Annotated in this window: 12 protein-coding genes; 4 read left to right on the top strand and 8 right to left on the bottom strand. The window is 71.3% G+C overall.

What is annotated here, in order from left to right:
* Positions 1-24: 24 nt before the first annotated feature.
* The gene (locus tag AB0M80_RS21985; protein WP_364568546.1) at positions 25-1464 is read left to right on the top strand and encodes an amino acid permease; all 1440 of its coding nucleotides are present in this window, start codon (positions 25-27) and stop codon (positions 1462-1464) included.
* Here the strand turns inward: AB0M80_RS21985 and AB0M80_RS21980 are convergent.
* From AB0M80_RS21980 to AB0M80_RS21970, 3 genes are all read right to left on the bottom strand, one after another.
* On the bottom strand, positions 1442-2224 hold the full coding sequence (locus tag AB0M80_RS21980; RefSeq protein WP_364567729.1) for a hypothetical protein: 783 nt from the start codon (positions 2222-2224) through the stop codon (positions 1442-1444). The genes AB0M80_RS21985 and AB0M80_RS21980 overlap by 23 nt on opposite strands.
* A gap of 8 nt (positions 2225-2232) precedes the next feature.
* Positions 2233-3585 carry a glutamine synthetase family protein gene (locus tag AB0M80_RS21975; protein WP_364568543.1) on the bottom strand — a complete coding sequence of 451 codons (1353 nt, stop codon included), beginning with the start codon at positions 3583-3585 and terminating at the stop codon, positions 2233-2235.
* A gap of 312 nt (positions 3586-3897) precedes the next feature.
* Positions 3898-4701 carry an EamA family transporter gene (locus AB0M80_RS21970; protein ID WP_364567726.1) on the bottom strand — a complete coding sequence of 268 codons (804 nt, stop codon included), beginning with the start codon at positions 4699-4701 and terminating at the stop codon, positions 3898-3900.
* A gap of 341 nt (positions 4702-5042) precedes the next feature.
* On the opposite strand from AB0M80_RS21970, the gene AB0M80_RS21965 reads away from it, so the two are divergent.
* Positions 5043-5222 carry a hypothetical protein gene (locus AB0M80_RS21965; RefSeq protein WP_364567723.1) on the top strand — a complete coding sequence of 60 codons (180 nt, stop codon included), beginning with the start codon at positions 5043-5045 and terminating at the stop codon, positions 5220-5222.
* 129 nt (positions 5223-5351) lie between these two features.
* Here the strand turns inward: AB0M80_RS21965 and AB0M80_RS21960 are convergent, their stop codons facing one another.
* The 5 genes from AB0M80_RS21960 to AB0M80_RS21940 form a co-directional block, all read right to left on the bottom strand.
* Entirely contained in the window at positions 5352-6533 is a 1182-nt protein-coding gene (locus AB0M80_RS21960; RefSeq protein ID WP_364567720.1) for an ROK family transcriptional regulator, read from the bottom strand.
* A gap of 11 nt (positions 6534-6544) precedes the next feature.
* On the bottom strand, positions 6545-8008 hold the full coding sequence (locus tag AB0M80_RS21955) for an ABC transporter permease (RefSeq protein ID WP_364567717.1): 1464 nt from the start codon (positions 8006-8008) through the stop codon (positions 6545-6547).
* A 20-nt stretch (positions 8009-8028) separates the two neighbouring features.
* Positions 8029-8802, bottom strand: coding sequence for an ATP-binding cassette domain-containing protein (locus AB0M80_RS21950; protein ID WP_043783645.1), 774 nt, complete (start codon positions 8800-8802; stop codon positions 8029-8031).
* A gap of 189 nt (positions 8803-8991) precedes the next feature.
* Positions 8992-10131: a substrate-binding domain-containing protein gene (locus AB0M80_RS21945; RefSeq protein ID WP_364567714.1), complete on the bottom strand. Its 1140-nt coding sequence runs from the start codon at positions 10129-10131 to the stop codon at positions 8992-8994.
* Positions 10132-10705: 574 nt separating this feature from the next.
* Positions 10706-12445: a DEAD/DEAH box helicase gene (locus AB0M80_RS21940; protein ID WP_364567711.1), complete on the bottom strand. Its 1740-nt coding sequence runs from the start codon at positions 12443-12445 to the stop codon at positions 10706-10708.
* A gap of 236 nt (positions 12446-12681) precedes the next feature.
* Here AB0M80_RS21940 and AB0M80_RS21935 point away from each other — a divergent pair, with 236 nt between their 5' ends.
* Both AB0M80_RS21935 and AB0M80_RS21930 read left to right on the top strand, forming a co-directional pair.
* Positions 12682-13827 carry a YihY/virulence factor BrkB family protein gene (locus AB0M80_RS21935; RefSeq protein ID WP_364567708.1) on the top strand — a complete coding sequence of 382 codons (1146 nt, stop codon included), beginning with the start codon at positions 12682-12684 and terminating at the stop codon, positions 13825-13827.
* An 89-nt stretch (positions 13828-13916) separates the two neighbouring features.
* Positions 13917-17054, top strand: coding sequence for an efflux RND transporter permease subunit (locus AB0M80_RS21930; protein ID WP_364567705.1), 3138 nt, complete (start codon positions 13917-13919; stop codon positions 17052-17054).
* Positions 17055-17100 lie beyond the last annotated feature (46 nt).

Below are 17100 nucleotides of genomic sequence, written 5' to 3'. Positions count from 1 at the left end.
ATGGGTGAGCGGCGAACGCTGAACGTGGACGAGGTCCTGGACCGTCAGGACTCCGGGGAGCTCAAACGGCGGCTGCGTGGGCGCGACCTGGTCGGGTTCGGCGTCGGGATCATCATCGGCACCGGCATCTTCACCTTGGCGGGCGTCGAAGCGAAGACCCACGCGGGACCGGCCGTGACGCTGTCGTTCGTGCTCGGCGCGGTCGTCGCCGGGCTCGCGGCGCTGTGCTACGCCGAGCTCGCCTCCAGCGTCCCGACGGCGGGAAGCGCTTACACCTACGCCTTCGCGACCCTCGGCGAGGTGTTCGCCTGGATCATCGGCTGGGACCTGCTGCTGGAGTTCGCGCTCGGTGCCGCCGTGGTGTCGCGCGGCTGGTCGGGGTACCTGGCCAACCTGTTCGGGCTGGCGCCGGAGTGGTTCGGCGAGGACGCGAAGGTCAACATCGGCGCGGTGCTCATCATCGGCGTGCTGACCGTCGTCGCCGTGCTGGGCATCAAGGAGTCGGCCTGGCTGACCAACCTGCTGGTGTGCGTGAAGGTCGCGGTCTGCGTGCTGGTGCTCGCGGTCGGTCTGTTCTTCGTCCGCAGCGCCAACCTGACGCCGTTCATCCCGCCGGCGCAGGCGCCGGAAGCCGGCACGACGGTGCTGGAGCAACCGGTGGTCCAAGCGGCGCTGGGCCTCGAGCAGTCGGTCTTCGGCATCGCCGGGATGATCACCGCGGCCGCTGTGGTCTTCTTCGCCTACACCGGCTTCGAAGCGCTCGCGAACCTTGGCGAGGAGACGCTGAACCCGCGCAAGGACCTCAGGGTCGGCATCCTCGGCGCGCTGGGTGTGTGCGCGCTGCTCTACATCGGCGTCTCGATCGTGCTGACCGGCATGATCCCGTTCACCGACATCGACACGGGCGCGCCGCTGGCCGACGCGTTCGACCGGGTCGGCCAGCACTGGGTGGGCGCGCTGATCTCACTCGGGGCGGTGACCGGGCTGACGTCGGTGATGATGGTCGAGCTGGTCACGATCGGGCGGATCGGGTTCGCGATGGGCCGCGACGGCCTGCTGCCGAAGGCGCTCGGCACCGCGCACCCGCGCTGGGGCACCCCGCACCGGATGACCATCAGCGGCGCGGCGCTGATCGCCGTGCTGGCCGCGTTCATCCCGATTTCCGAGCTGGCCGACATGGTGAGCATCGGCGCGCTGTCGGCGATGATCATCGTGGCCGTGGCGGTCCCGGTGCTGCGCCGCCGCCGTCCCGACCTGGACCGGCCGTTCAAGGTGCCGTTCTCCCCGGCGGTCCCGGCCGTGGCCGCGCTGGCGTGCCTGTACCTGATGCTCAACCTCAACGTGCTCACGTGGATCCGGTTCGCCGCGTGGCTGGTGATCGGCCTGGTGCTCTACTTCGCCTACGGCCGCCGCCACTCCCGCTTCGCCCCCGGATCACCGGTCAGTCCCAAAAGGACGGACTGAGCCCGGCGGTGCGAGCCGCCGCGCGGACCACGCCGGCCTGGTCGGCGTCGACGACCACGAGGACGCCGAGCCCGGCCAGCGCCGCCGTCATCCATTCGACCGGCTGGTCGTGGCGGCCGTTTTCGCCCAGCGAGGGGTAAGTGTCCACAACGGACAGCAGGGTGCCCTCGGCGCCGATGCGGATGCCCGCCACGAGCACGAATTGGCCGCCGGGCGGGCGCCAGCGGGACGTCCACAGTGGCGGGACGCCGGTGTCGAGGTAGTCGAGCAACGCGCGTTCCGGGGTGTCGTGGGCGCCGAGCTCGGCGCCGTCGATCCGGGCGAGCACCGCGACGCGCGGGACGTCCCACAGTCCCACGAGCAGGTCGAACAGCGACCCGGTGGTCCACTCCCCCGTCACCGGGACGCCGGTGAGAGCGCCCCGCGACAGCGACCCGACGGCCGACGCCAGCCCGGAAACCCGGGTGCCGGCCGCGGCCGGGTCGTCGACGACCGGCAGCGGCAGCCGGAAGCCGCGGCGGCCCGCCTCCCGCGGTGGGCGCACGACCGGCCCCCGGACCGTGCCCGCGGCCGCCGCGACGGCGTCCTGGTCGGGCACGTCGAGCCCGGCCGCCCGCAACGCGGCGAGCCCGCAGAACGCCGCGGCCAAGCCGTCCTTCTGGGGCAGTTCCGCCTGGGCCACCGCGGCCAGCCGGGCCCCGCCCGGCAGCCACCGCACCCCGGACAGGTCGAGCTGCCCGCCGTCGATCCCCGAAGACATCGGTCCCCTCAGTAGCGCCAAAGGTGGGCGGCGACGATCTCGTCGGCCGTGCGTTCGGCCGCCCACGCCGCGTCGGAAGCCCGGACCGCGCGGAAGGCACCCAGCAGCTCGTCGCCGAGCACGCCGGTGATCCGAGGCGACGCCACGAGCGCGGCGTCCTGTTCGGCGGGGTCCGCCGGCAGCCGGCGCACCCCGCGGGCTTCCCGGTCCTCGTCCGGCCAGCCGCCCGGGTCTTCGCCGATCGGCTCGGGCAGCGCGGGCGCGTCCTCGATGCCGGCCATCCCGGCGGCGAGCACGACGGCCAGCGCGAGGTACGGGTTGGCCGAGGCGTCGGACGTCTTGAGCTCGACGTTCGCGTGGCCGGCGCCCAGCAGCGCCGAGCCGGGGACGTACCGCAGGGGCGCCTCCCGGTTTTCGACGCCCCAGAACGCGTACGCACCCGCGAAGTAGCCGGGCCGCAGCCGCAGCGTCGAGGGGACGCTCGGCGCGGTGATCGCGGTCAGGGCCGGCAGGTCGCGCAGCAGCCCGGCGAGGTAACCCGCCCCTTCGCCGGCCGGCCGCCCGTCTCCGTCGAGCAGGTTGCGTCCCTTGCGGTGGACCGAGGTGTGCAGGTGCCAGCCGTTGCCGGCCGCGCCGAGACCGATCAGCGGGGCGAAGCTGACGGCGAGGCCGTGCACGCGCGCGGCGGCGTGGATGGTCTGGCGGGCGAGCAGCTGGTCATCGGCGGCGGAGACCGGATCGGTGGCGGCCAGCGACAGCTCCAGCTGCGCGACACCGTACTCGGCGTGCAGCTGGCCGATCCGCAGGCCGTTGGCCGCGAAGTCGTGCAGGAGGGCCCCGACGAAGCCGTCGAGCGCGACGAGGGCGTGCGGGCTGTAGGCGGGCCCGGCGTGCCCGGGCGAGGCCAGGACGTCGGGGCTGCCCGCGGGCGCGACGGCGAACTCCAGCTCGTAGCCGGCCCGGAACTCGAGCCCGCGCCGGGCACCCTCGGCGACCTGTGCTTCCAGGACGGCCCGCTGGCAGTAGGGCCAGGGATCGCCGTCCCGGGTGAGCTGCCGCACGGGCGCCCAGGCGAGGGCGGGCTGCCCGGCCAGCCGCCGCAGCCGCTCGATCACGGGCACGAGCCGGACGTCCCCGGACGGCGTCGCGAGGCCGGGGTGGGCGTAGGTGATGGCGTCGTGGCTGTCGAAGACGGCGAAGAGCGAGGTCGCCCCCACGCCGCGAGAGGCGGCATCGGCCAGCCCGGCCACGGGCACGATCCGCGAGCGCGGGATGCCGTTGTTGTCCGCCCAGGCGAGGTGCACCCCACCCACTCCGGCGGCGGCGAAGTCCTTCGCCGCGGCCGACGCCGCCTTGGTCATGGCCACCCGCTTCCCTGCCGCCCGGGGTAAGTATCCCGGGCGGGCGCGGCGGAGGCCATCACGATCCGGCCCTGGGGAACCGGTCCGGCCCGAGTCCGCCCAGCGCGGGGTGGCCCGAACCGAAGCCGCGCGGCTCAAGGTGGCCCGAACCGAAGTGGCCCGGCCGCCCCACCGCAGAGCCCTCCCTCCCTGGGGCCCGCCCCGCTCCAGCGTATCGAGGGCGACCGACGAAACCCGCCGGAAACAGGCCGCCGAGGACGGGTTGTCCACATCACGGGCAGCCTGTGGACAGGCCCCCTCGATCGCCCACCCTCACCCCGGCAGCTCCGTCCCCCGAGCCCCGGCCCCCTCCCGGCTCCTCAACGCCACTCCCGCGACCACGGCCAGCGTCCCCACCGCCTCCGGCAGGCTCGGCACCTGTCCCAGCAGCGCGAAGCCCATCACGCCCGCGGTCACCGGCAGCAGCGCCAGCAGCGTCGCGAACCGAGCCTGGCCCACCCGCCGCAAAACCACCTGGTCAAGCGCGTACGGCACGACCGTCGACAGCACTCCGACCCCGATGCCCAGCAGCAGGAAGCGTGGCGAAGACCACACTTCGCCGGTACCCAACGCGAGCGGGGACAGCAGGAGCGTCCCCGCGGCGAAGCCGATCGCCAGGCTGTCGATGCCGTCGCCGTCGGTTGCCACGCGCTTGCCCAGCAGGATGTAGCCCGCCCAGGCCGCCGCTGCGCCCAGAGCGAACACCACTCCCCAGAAACTCCCGGCGAGGCGGACGTCCGCGATCGCCACCACCCCCGCGGCCACGAGGACCAGCGCGAGCACGTCCCGCGCCGTCCGGGACCCGAGCGCCGCCACCACCACCGGGCCGGCGAACTCCACCGCCACCGCCGTGCCCAGCGGCAGCCGGGCGATCGCCTCGTAGAAGAGCACGTTCATGCCCGCCGTCACGACGCCGAAGACGATCGCCAGCAGCAGCCGCCTGCCCCGCCAGGCGGCGCGGCCGGGGCGGCGCCAGGCCAGCAGGACCACCGCCGCGCCGAGGCAGCGGAGCCACGCGACCCCGGCCGGGGTCGCGTGGCCGAAAAGCTCGACCGCCACCGCCGCTCCGGCGTACATGGAAATTCCGCTGAGAACGAACAAGAGCGGAGCGGGGACCGCGGAAAGCCCTCGCGGGGATGTCACCGTACTCACGAGCCCATGGTGCCTGAGCACCGAAAACGTAACTCTCCGGGTATTCGTCTCCTGCATTGCGGGACACGGTTACGGCATCCGGGGTAAATCGACGTGACTCAGGTCCCACCGGCGCGGGAACACTTGCGAGCCGCGAAACGTCTGGAACAGTGGAAGCACGAACACCGCGGAGCCGGAGGCGATCGCCGTCACCGGCAGCAGTCCGAAGTGGGCGTAGCTGGATCGATGGCACCGGGCAACCGGTGCCGGGACGGAGGGAGACCCCCATGACAACGCCGACGCTCACCCGCCCCGAACTGACCGCCGCCGACCGCTGTGACCGGTGCGGAGCAGCAGCTCAGGTACGAGCCATCCTCAGCACTGGTGGCGAACTGCTCTTCTGCGGGCACCACGCCCGCGAGCACGAGGCCAAGCTCAAGGAAGTGTCCGCCGACATCCAGCGGTAACACAGACGAACGAAAGGCGGCCGGTGCGCACAGGCGCCGGCCGCCTTTCTGCATCTTGCAGAATGCGTGGCCGAAATCACGGTCCGGTCGCGAAACGTCCCGGTTCCGGACACGGAATCGGACAGGAAATCAGACAGAATCCAGCACGACTTCGAACGCCACCTCGGCGGCGCCGAGCAGCTTCCCGTCGCCCCCCAGTGCCGAGCTGACGATGCGCGTGCCGCCGACGGCCCGGCTCACCAGGCTGCGCCGGCGCACCTCCGTGCCGACGCGCTGCAGCACCGCCTCCGGCAGCACCGTCAGCAGGTCGCCGAGGACCACCAGCTGCGGCCCCAGCAGGTTGACGACGTTGATCAGCCCCAGCGTCAGCCACTCGGCGAACTCCTCGAGCCGCGTCAGCGCCGCCTCCGGGTGCCGGCCCAGCTCGCGCAGCTCGAACAGGATCGCCCCGCGCGGGGTGTCCTCGGCCAGCCCGAGCGCCCGGCACAGCGCCGCTTCGCCGACCTCGGTCTCCCAGCAGCCGCTGCTGCCGCAGTAGCAGGGCCGTCCGTCCGGCCGGATCACCATGTGCCCGATCTCGCCGACGTACCCCGAGCCGCCGCGCAACGCCGAGCCTTCGGCGATGACGCCGCCGCCGACCCCGACGTCCGCCGAGATGTACACCACGTCGGACGCCCCGCGGGCCGCCCCGCGCAGGTGCTCGGCGACCGCGCCGAACTCGGCGTCGTTGCCGACGAGGATCGGGATCTGCAGCACCCCGCCGAGCCGTTCGCCGAGCGCGACGTCGGTCCAGCGCAGGTTCGGGGCCTCGTGCACGTACCCGTCCGCCCGCCGGACGACGCCGGGCACCGACACCCCGGCCGCCACCGGGCTCACGTCCAGGTCACCGGCCAGGATGGCCGTCGACTCGATGACGTGGGTGATGACCTCTTCGGGCTGACCCATCCGGCCGCGCAGGTTCCAGCTGTTGCGGCCCAGGATCTGCCCGCCCAGCCCGACCAGGGCGATCGCGACGTGCTCGACCTGCAGGTCGACCGCGAGCACGACCGCCGCGTGGGGCTGGGGCAGGACCAGGAGCGAGGGGCGGCCCGCCCCTCGTCCCGGCCTCGGCACCTTTTCCTCGACGACGCCGGCTTCGGCGAGCCCGTCGACGAGGGTCTTGATCGTGCTCCGGTTGAGCCCCAGCTCGGCGGCCAGGGTCGCCCGGGTGCTCGGCCCGCCGACGTGCAGCAGGCGGAGCAGGGTCGTGCGGTTGTGCCGGCGCACCTCGTCCGGACGGGCGACGGGTGAACTGGACACGGGCTTGATCATCCCATGCTGGTTCAGCGCGCCGACGCAGCCGCGCGGCGCCGGGACAGCGCGTCGACCGTGGCGGCGAGCAGCAGGACCAGACCGGTGATGATGTTGACCACCGCGGCCGGCTGCTTGAGCAGGCCCAGGCCGTTGATCACGACGGCGATCACGAGCCCGCCGACCACGGCGTCGGACACGCGGCCCTTGCCGCCGAACAGCGACGTGCCGCCGATGACGGCCGAGCCCACCGCGAACAGCAGCGTGTTCAGGCCACCGGACTGCGGGCTGACCGAACCGACCTTCGACGCGGCGACGATGCCGCCGATGGCCGCGACCGCCGAGCCGATGACGAACACGCTCGCCCGGATCTTCGGCACGTCGATACCGGCGCGGCGGGCGGCTTCCTTGTTGCCGCCGACCGCGTAGACGTACCGGCCGTACTTGGTCCGGTTGAGCACGTAGGTCCCGGCCACCAGCAGCACCAGCATGACCGGGATGACGTACGGGACGCCCTCGATCGTGACGACCGCCTTGTTCGGCGAACGGTTGATCGTCAGCAGCCAGGTGCCCACCGCCGACAGCACGACGAGCGCGCCGACCTTGACCATCACCAGTGTCGTCGGCTGGACGACCAGGCCGCGCTGGAGCCGCTTGAAGTGGCTGATCAGCGTGATCACGGCGAACCCGCCGGCGGCGACGAGGAAGAAGATCCAGCTGCCCAGGATGTTCAGGTTGCCGTTGGCGATCTTGTACAGGACGTCCGAGTTGCTGATGCCGATCGTGCCGCCTTCACCGATGAACTGCAGCAGGACGCCCTGCCACACGATGAACAGCGCCAGCGTCACGACGAAGGACGGCATGCCGATCTTCGACACGAGGAAGCCGGTGATGCAGCCGATCGCGGTGCCGACGCAGATGGCCAGCAGCATCTCGAGCCAGGGGTTGGCCGGGACGCCGATCGCGACGATCAGCAGGCCGAGCAGCGAAAGCCCGGCACCGGCCCAGATCCGCTGGTAGGCCGACAGCAGCATGGCCACGGCGAGGACGCCGATGAACGTGATGAACACGCCGGTGCCCAAGGTGCCCAGCAGGTTCCCGGCGTGCACGTAGTGCAGGGCCATCACGGACGCGGCGACACCGGAGGCCACGCCGGCGGCGAGGTCGATCTCGCCGAGCAGCAGCACGAACACGATGCCCATCGCGATGATGATGACGCCGGCGCCCTGCGGGAACACGTTGGCGATGTTGGCCAGCGTGAAGAAGTTGTCCGACAACGCGCTGAACAGGATGACCAGCACGAGCAGGCCGAACAGCGACGGCAGCGCGCCGAGTTCACCGGCCCGCAGGCGGGCGAAGTAGTCGCGGACCGCCTCGCCGGTTGACATCGATGTCGTGTCGATGCCGAAGTCGGTGATGGCCGCGGAGGGGTTCTGGATCTGCGCGAGCGCTTCGGCGGGGGTGCCGACCTCGGGCTTGGCAGGGGTTTCAGTCATTTCCGGTTCTTTCTTCCCGCTCACAGGACCACGGCTTCGGGCCGGGCCAGGCCGAGGTCACCGGAGCGACCGGCGGTGATCAGTTCCACGACCTGGCCGTGGGTGACGTCCTTCGTGTGTACCTCGGCGACGAGCCGGCCGAGGTAGAGCACGGCGATGCGGTCGGCGACCTCGAACACGTCGGCCATGTTGTGGCTGATCAGCACGACCCCGAGCCCCTGCTCGGCCAGCCGGCGGACCAGGTCGAGCACCTGCCGGGTCTGCGCGACGCCGAGGGCGGCGGTCGGCTCGTCGAGCACGACGACCTTGCTGTTCCACAGCACCGACTTCGCGATGGCGACGGTCTGGCGCTGGCCACCGGACAGCGAGGAGACCGGCGTGCGGACCGACTTGACGGTCCGGACCGACAGGGAGGCCAGCGTCTCGCGAGCGGCCTTCTCCATGCTGGCTTCGTCGAGCTTCCACGAACTGCCGCGCTCGCGGCCGAGGAACATGTTCTGGACGATGTCGAGGTTGTCGGCGAGCGCGAGGTCCTGGTAGACGACCTCGATGCCGAGCTCGGCCGCGTCCTTCGGGCCGCGGATGTGGGCGTCCTCGCCGTTGAACCGCACGGCCCCCGAGTCGTACGGGTGGATGCCGGCGATGCACTTGACGAGCGTCGACTTACCGGCGCCGTTGTCGCCGACCAATGCGGTCACTTCGCCCGCACGCACGTCGAAGTCCACGTCGTGAAGGACGTGGACCGGGCCGAAACTCTTGTTCAGGCCCTTGATCTCGAGAATGGGCTCACTCATGGATGGGCTTTCTCCTGGGTGGGGACCGGGCCGGGACGCGCCGTCGGGGTGCGCGTCCCGGCCCGGCTGTTCATGGGGTACTGCGCCGTTCGGTACCGATCCGACCACAGCCACGGCCGAATCGACCCGTAGCAACGGTTACGTCCCGCTCGGGGGGCGGCCTACTTTTGGCCGGATCGGTACCGGGGCTCAGGAGATGCCGAGCGAGCTGCACTTGGCGGCGAGGTCGCCACCGCAGATCTCGGTCGTCTTCACGTAGCCCTGGGTCACGACGGTCTTGACGTCCTTCGCCAGGATCGTCGTCGGCGTGAGCAGCACCGACTTGATGTCGCGGTTGTTCTTCGGGTCGTGCAGCTTGCCGGTCGCGATGGCGTCGGCCGCGGCCTTGTCGCCCTTGGCCAGCGCGGCGGCCAGCTTCGCGGTCGCCTCGGCCTCTTCCTTGATCGGCTTGAAGACGGTCATGTACTGCTCGCCGCGCATGACCGCCATCAGGCCGTCGGCGGTGGCGTCCTGGCCCGTGACCGGGATCTTGCCGTTGAGGCCGTTCTTCTTGAGGATGGTGATGACCGCGCCGGCCAGGCCGTCGTTCGCCGCGACGACGCCGTCGACCTTGCCGCCGTTGGCGGTGAAGATCTGCTCGAACGTCGTGCCGCCGAGCTGGTTGTCCCAGTCGTTGATCGGCTGCTTCTGGATCCGCTTCAGCTTGCCGGAGGTGAACAGCGGCTCGAGAACGGAGTCCTGGCCCCTGGTGAACAGGGTGGCGTTGTTGTCGGTCGGGGCGCCCTCGATCTGGACGACACCCGCACCCGCCTTGTCCTTGAGCGCGTCGGCCATCGCCTGGCCCTGCAGCTGGCCGACCTTCTCGTTGTCGAACGAGACGTAGTACTCGGCGCTGCCGCCGAGGCTCGGGCGGTCGTAGTCGATGACCGGGATGCCCGCGGCCTTCGCCTTGGCCTCGACCGCGGCACCGACGGCCGGGTCGGACGGGGCGATGATCAGGGCCTTGACGCCGGAGCTGATGAAGCCGTCGGCCAGGGTGGTGAACTTCTGGCTGTCGCCCTGGGCGTTCTGGACGTCGGCGTCGAAGCCCTGCGCCGCGAGGGCGGCCTGCAGCATCGGCTTGTCGAAAGCTTCCCAGCGGGCCGAGCTGGCGGTCTCCGGCAGGATGACGCCGACCTTGCCGCTGGCGCCGCCACCGGCGGCCGGGGCGGACGAGGAAGCGGAGTTGCTCCCCGTGCCCCCGCTGTTCGAACTGTTGGTACCACAGGCGGTCAGCGCCAGGCCGGCGCTCACCGTCGCGGCGAGGAGGGTAAGGGTTCTGCTGCGCATCCTCGTTCCTTCCGGATCCAAGCATTGGTGACGAGCGGCCGTCGGCGTGTGCTTCGGGCCGGCGAGACGGCGATCCGGGGAGGCCCGGCGCACCGTCGCGCATATGTTGTGGGCGACAACATATGCCGCTGAGCGGCTGCGGGGAAGATAGCTGGATCGATTAAATGACACCAATTGGACACGGTTCGGCAACACGGGCTGAACCTCGCCCGGAAAGAGTAGATCCGCTGACGATGTGATCGCCAGCACTTACCCTGTGTCACAACTGCGGTTTTTGCCGCCCTGAAGGTACTCCGGCCGCCGAATACCGCGTGCACCGAGCGCGACCTTGCCGGAGCGGGTGGTGAAGCCACCTCATGCGGCCGCGTCTGGTCGCTGACTTGCGATCTTTTCGGGTGGCCGCTCCCGCGCCGCTCCCGAGCGCGGGCAGCCGGACCGCCGGACGTGACAAGAAAACACTCAGCGTCACAAGAAGGTCGGAAACGGACGGTGACGGCCGAACTTCAGCCCGTCGGGCGACACGGCGACGGCTCGTCGCGGGTCACCCGGCCGCTGCCCGCGTGTCCGGAGGCGGTCACCAGGAACGCAGCGTGACGATCCGCTCCTCGAGCTGTTCGACGGTCGCCATGGCGGTCACCGGGCCACCGCACACCCGGCGCAGCTCGTTGTGGATCGCGCCGTGGGGCTTCTTCGTGCGGTGGTGGTACATGCCCACCAGCGCGTTCAGTTCTTTGCGCAACGCGCCGAGCCGCTCGCTCACCGACTGGGAGCGGGCCGGCGGGGCCTGCGCCGGCTCCTCCTTCGCGGGCTTGCGGCGCTTGCCGTCCGCGATCTGTTCCTCCTGCCGCTTGCGCAGCAGGGCGCGGACCTGGTCGGGCTCCAGCAGGCCGGGCAGGCCCAGGTACTCCTGCTCCTCGTCGGAGCCGGAGAACACCGCCGTGCCGAACGAGTTGCCGTCGTAGATCACCTGGTCGAGCTCGGCCGAGGCCCCCAGGGACGTGAACGCCTTCTCCTCCTCGCCCGGCTCGTCCTCGGTGCGGTTGGCCTGAGCGAGGAGCTCGTCCTCCCAGCCTTCCTTCTCCCGGTGCGGCTTGCCGAGCACGTGGTCGCGCTGCGCCTCCAGCTCGCTGGCCAGCTCCAGCAGCACGGGCACCGACGGCAGGAAGACGCTCGCCGTCTCGCCCTTCTTCCGCGCCCGCACGTACCGGCCGATCGCCTGGGCGAAGAACAGCGGGGTCGACGCGCTCGTCGCGTACACCCCGACGGCCAGCCGCGGGACGTCGACGCCTTCGGAAACCATCCGGACCGCGACGATCCAGCGTTCGTTGGTCTCGGAGAACTCCTTGATCCGGCCCGAGGCCTTCGGGTCGTCCGAGAGCACCAGCGTCGGCATCTCCCCCGAGATGCGCTCGAGGATCTTCGCGTAGGCCCGCGCGGTGTCCTGGTCGGTGGCGATCACCAGACCGCCCGCGTCCGGCACGCTCTGGCGGACCTGCGACAACCGGGTGTCGGCGGCCTGCAGCACCGCCGGGATCCACTCGCCCGCCGGGTCGAGCGCCGTGCGCCACGCCCGCGCGTTCTGCTCCGCGGTCAGCGGCTCGCCGAGCCGCGCGGTGAACTCCTCGCCCGCGCTGGTGCGCCAGGAGGCCTCGCCCGAATACGCCAGGAAGACGACCGGCCGGACCACGCCGTCGGCCAGCGCGTCCGCGTAGCCGTAGGAGTGGTCGGCCTTGCTGCGCTGGAAGCCGCCCGCGTCCGGCTCGTAGGTGACGAACGGGATGGCCGAGTCGTCGGACCGGAACGGCGTCCCGGTCAGCGACAGGCGCCGCACGGCCGGGGTGAAGGCCTCGCGGATCGCGTCGCCCCAGGACTTCGCGTCGCCGCCGTGGTGGATCTCGTCGAGGATCACGAGCGTCTTGCGGTTCTCGGTGCGCACCCGGTGCAGCGTCGGGTGCGCCGCCACCTGGGCGTACGTCACCGCGACGCCGTTGTAGTCCGACGAGGTGACGCCGGTGGTGTTGCGGAAGTTCGAGTCGATCTGGATGCCGGCCGCGGCCGCCGAAGCGGCCCACTGGTGCTTGAGGTGCTCGGTCGGGGTGACGATGGTGACCGCCTCGATCGTGCGGTCGCTGAGCAGCTCCGCGGCGATCCTCAGGCCGAACACCGTCTTGCCGGCGCCCGGCGTCGCCACCGCGAGGAAGTCCTTCGGCTTCTGGGTCAGGTACTTGGTGAGTGCCCGCCGCTGCCACGCCCGCAGCGGGCGCGCGGTCGAGTCCTTCTCCGCGGGAGGCGCCCCGAGCTGCGTCTCCGTCATCGCCGGTCCTCCCCCTCACTCAGGTGCTTCAAGTGCTGTGACGTGCGAAAACCCTCACTGTGGCACCGGCTTCGGCCATGACGACCCGGCTGGCGGCTGCGGTGAGGGCACCGGAGCGAGTCTACCGGCCGGGTCCGACAGTTCCCGGCACCGGCACGGGTGAGGTTCCCCGACACGCCCGGCCGCACGGGGCGTGACGAGCCAAATCAGCACCGATGGACCATGCTGGACACGTCATGGGTGAGGTGCAGCCGTCCGGAGCGACGAAGGTGGCCCGCAAGGGGCCGTGGCGTCTCCTCACGCGCACGCTCGGCAAGGCCTGGGGCGGCAACATCTTCTCCGAAGCCGCCGAAGCGGCCTTCTGGCAGACGCTGTCGCTGCCGCCGTTGCTGCTGGGGCTGCTCGGCAGCCTGGGCTTCGTCGGCGAGTGGTTCGGCCAGGACGTCGTGGCGGCCGTGCACGACCGGATCATCGGCTTCTGCAAGACGGTCTTCAGCAGCAACGCCGTCCACGACATCATCGAGCCGACCGTGAACAGCATCCTCACCGTCGGCAAGGGCGAGATCGTCTCGGTCGGCTTCCTCATCTCGCTGTGGGCGGGTTCGTCGGCGATGTCGTCGTTCGTGGACGCGATCACCGTCGCGCACGACCAGTACGGCGTCCGCAACGACGTCTGGCAGCGGATCTTCGCGCTCCTGCTGTACCTGTGCGGCCTGGTCATCCTCGTGGTCGGGCTGCCGCTGCTGGCGATCGGCCCCGACCTGCTGCCGGAGTTCTTCCCGGCGGCCTGGCGCCCGACCGTGACGTCGTGGGTGAGCGCGCTGTACTTCCCCGCGCTCGGTGCGATGATCACCCTCGCGCTGACCACGTTGTACAAGCTCGCGCTGCCGCGGAAGCTGCCGTGGCACCGCGGGCTGCCGGGCGCGGTGCTCGCCATGGTCGTGTTCCTGCTGTCCTCGGTCGGCCTGCGCGTCTACCTGAACTGGATCACCAAGACCGGCTACACCTATGGCGCGCTCGCCGCGCCGATCGCGTTCCTGCTGCTGATGTTCTTCATCGGGCTGGCCGTGGTCGGCGGCGCGTACTTCAACAGCGCGATCCAGGAACTGTGGCCGGCGAAGGCGACCCGGCGGCAACGGCGCAAGTGGCGGCGGCTGGAGATGGAACGCGCCTCGGAGCGGCTGCGCTCGGAGGAGGGCCGCAAGCGGTGGGACCGCACGACCACGCCGCTGCGGCGCCCACCCGCCGAAGACGTCGCCGACAACGGTGCCGAGCCGTCCGAAGAGGACACTTCGTCACCGAGCGCGCCGGAACCGGCACCCAGCGCAGCCCAGGGGCACGGGTCCGCCGAAGGGAGGACCCGGAATCCACCCTCAGGCTGAGTCGCTCCTCAGCAACGCCATGAAAGGCTCTCCCGGTCGTTGACGCGCGGCACCGGTCGCCCGCGTCGTTTCCGAGGGGGTTCCACGTCATGTCCGTGCTGGCCAGATTGAGCCTGCGCAACCGAAGCCTGATCGGCCTGCTCGCGCTGGTGGTCGTCGGCTTCGGCGCCTTCGCGCTGCCGCAGCTCAAGCAGCAGCTGTTCCCGTCCCTGCAGTTCCCGCAGGCCCAGATCGTCACGGCGTACGCGGGGGCGTCGCCGGACGCGGTCGACCGGCAGGTCTCCGAGCCGCTCGAGGGCGGCCTCCAGGGGCTCAAGGGCCTGGAGCAGGTCACCTCGACGTCTTCGGACGGCGTTTCGCGGGTCGTCGCCCGGTTCGAGTTCGGCACGGACATCGACGCCGCCGTCTCGCAGATCCAGCAGGTGGTGAACCAGGTCCGGCCACGGCTGCCGCAGAACACCGAGCCCGCCGTGTCCGCGGGCAGCACCGACGACCTGCCGGTGGTGCTGGTCGCCGCGGGCACCACCGGTGACCCGCAGGCGCTCGCGCCCGCGCTGACCGACCAGGTCGCGCCGGAGCTGCGGAAGATCGACGGCGTCCGCACGGCGACCGTCACCGGCGTGCGCCAGCCGCGCGTCACGATCACGCTCGACTACGCGAAGCTCGCCGCCGCGGGCGTCGACCCGGCGTCGATCGCGACCACACTGCAGACGGCGGGGGCCGCGGTGCCGGCCGGGACGCTGACCGAGAACGGCAAGACGCTGTCGGTGCAGGTCGGCGGCGGGCCGACCACTGTGGACACGCTCCGCAACCTGTACCTGACCCCGGGTTCCGCCCGGACGGGCGCCCCGGCGGGTGGTCCGGTGAAGCTGGGTGACGTCGCCGACGTCCAGGCCGGGTTCGCGCCGCCGACGTCGATCACGCGCACCAACGGAAAGCCCAGCCTCGGCCTCTCGGTCACCATGGTGGACAACGGGAACGCCGTCGCGATCTCCGACGCGGTCCGGGACAAGCTGCCGGACCTGGCGAAGAAGACCGGCGCCGAGATGAGCGTCGTGTTCGACCAGGGCACCCCGGTGAAGGACGCGATCAGCGGCCTGACCACCGAAGGCCTGCTGGGACTGGCGTTCGCCGTCCTCGTCATCCTGCTGTTCCTGCTGTCGGTGCGCTCGACGCTGGTGACTGCGGTGTCGATCCCGCTGTCGGTCGTCGTCGCGCTGCTGGCGCTGTGGACCGGCGACCTGTCGCTCAACCTGCTCACCCTGGGCGCGCTGACGATCGCGATCGGCCGGGTGGTCGACGACTCGATCGTCGTGCTGGAGAACATCAAACGACATCTGGCCTACGGCGAGGAAAAGGACCGGGCGGTGCTCGACGGCGTCCGCGAGGTGGCCGGCGCGGTCACTTCGTCCACGCTGACGACCGTCGCGGTGTTCCTGCCGATCGCGTTCGTCGGCGGGTTCGTCGGCGAGCTGTTCTCGCCCTTCGCGATCACCGTGACGGTGGCGCTGCTGGCTTCGCTGCTCGTGTCGCTGACCGTGGTTCCCGTGCTGGCGTACTGGTTCCTGAAGCGGCCCGCGGTCCCGGCGGACGCCGTCGAGGCCGAGCGGGCGCGCGAAGCGGCCGTCGAGAAGGAACGCCGCGGCCTCCTGCAGCGCGCCTACCTGCCGGTGATCCGGTTCGCGACCAAGCGGCGGCTGACCGTCGTCCTGCTGGCCCTGCTGATCTTCGCGGGCACGGTCGGGCTCGCGACGCGGCTCGACACGAACTTCCTCGACCAGTCCGGCGGGACGACGCTGAACATGACGCAGAAGCTGCCCGCCGGCACCGGCGTCGAGGCGAAGGAGAAGGCGGCCACGGCGGTCGAGCAGGCACTGGCCGCCGAGCCCGCGGTGCAGACGTACCAGGTCAGCATCGGCGGGGGCGGCGCGTTCGGCTTCGGCGGGGGCACCTCGACGAGCATCTCGGTCACCGTCGCCAAGGACACCGACCTCGACGCGCTGTCGGACCGTCTGCGCGCGAAGCTGGCGTCGCGGCCCGAGCTGGGCGAGATCAAGATCGGCGCGGACGCGTCCGGGTTCAACTCCGACCAGATCTCGGTGACGGTGACCGCGCCGTCGGAGGCCGCGCTGAAGCCGGCGTCCGACCAGGTGCAGCAGGCGCTGCGCGGGGTGGCCGGGCTGACCGAGGTGACCAGCGACCTGGCCGTCGGCTCGCCGCGGGTGCAGGTCGAGGTGGACGCCGCCGCGGCCGCCGCGCGCGGGCTGTCGGCGAGCACCATCGGGCAGATCGCCAACCAGGCGATCGCCGGGCGCACGGTGACGCAGCTGCCGGTGGACGGGCAGCGCACGGACATCGTCCTGCGCGCCGGAACGGCTCCGGTCACGGTCGACCAGGTGAAGGGCCTGCCGATCCCGGGCCCGGGCGGCGTCGTCCGGCTCGACGAGGTGGCCAAGGTGTCCACTGTGGACGGGCCGGCTTCGGTGCGCCGCACCGGCGGCGACCTGAGCACGACGGTGACCGCGAAGAACACCGGTGCCGACCTGAGCCAGACCACCGCGGACATCAAGTCCAAACTGGACGGCCTGACGTTCACCGGCGGCGCGGCGTACTCGCTCGGCGGCGTGAGCCAGGACCAGCAGGAGGCGTTCTCGAACCTGTTCCTGGCGCTGCTGGCGGCCATCGCGATCGTGTTCCTGATCATGGTCGCGACGTTCCGGAGCCTGATCCAGCCGCTGATCCTGCTGGTGTCGATCCCGTTCGCGGCCACCGGCGCGATCGGGCTGCTGCTGGCCACCGGCACCGCGCTCGGCCTGCCGTCGCTGATCGGCATGCTGATGCTGGTCGGCATCGTCGTGACCAACGCGATCGTGCTGATCGACCTGATCAACCAGTACCGCGCCGAGGGGATGAGCGTCGCCGACGCCGTCACCGAGGGCGGCCGGCGCCGGCTGCGGCCGATCCTGATGACCGCGGCGGCGACGATCTTCGCGCTGGTCCCGATGGCACTGGGCATCACCGGCCAGGGCGGGTTCATCGGGCAGCCGCTCGCCATCGTGGTGATCGGCGGCTTGGTCAGCTCGACGCTGCTGACCCTGGTGCTCGTCCCGACCCTCTACACGATGGTCGAGACCCGCAAGGAACGCCGCCACGCCCGGCGCGAAGCCCGCCGAACCCCGGCCCAGGCCCCGGAATCGGAGTCCCTGGACCCCGCCCCGACCGCCTGAACGGACGACACGCGCATCTGGGCGGACGACACGCGTACGCAGATGG

The organism is Amycolatopsis sp. NPDC051045, from assembly GCF_040682955.1.
GTDB lineage: Bacteria > Actinomycetota > Actinomycetes > Mycobacteriales > Pseudonocardiaceae > Amycolatopsis.
The sequence above is the reverse complement of the archived record's forward strand: the minus strand, read 5'-3'. Positions and strand labels throughout refer to the sequence as shown.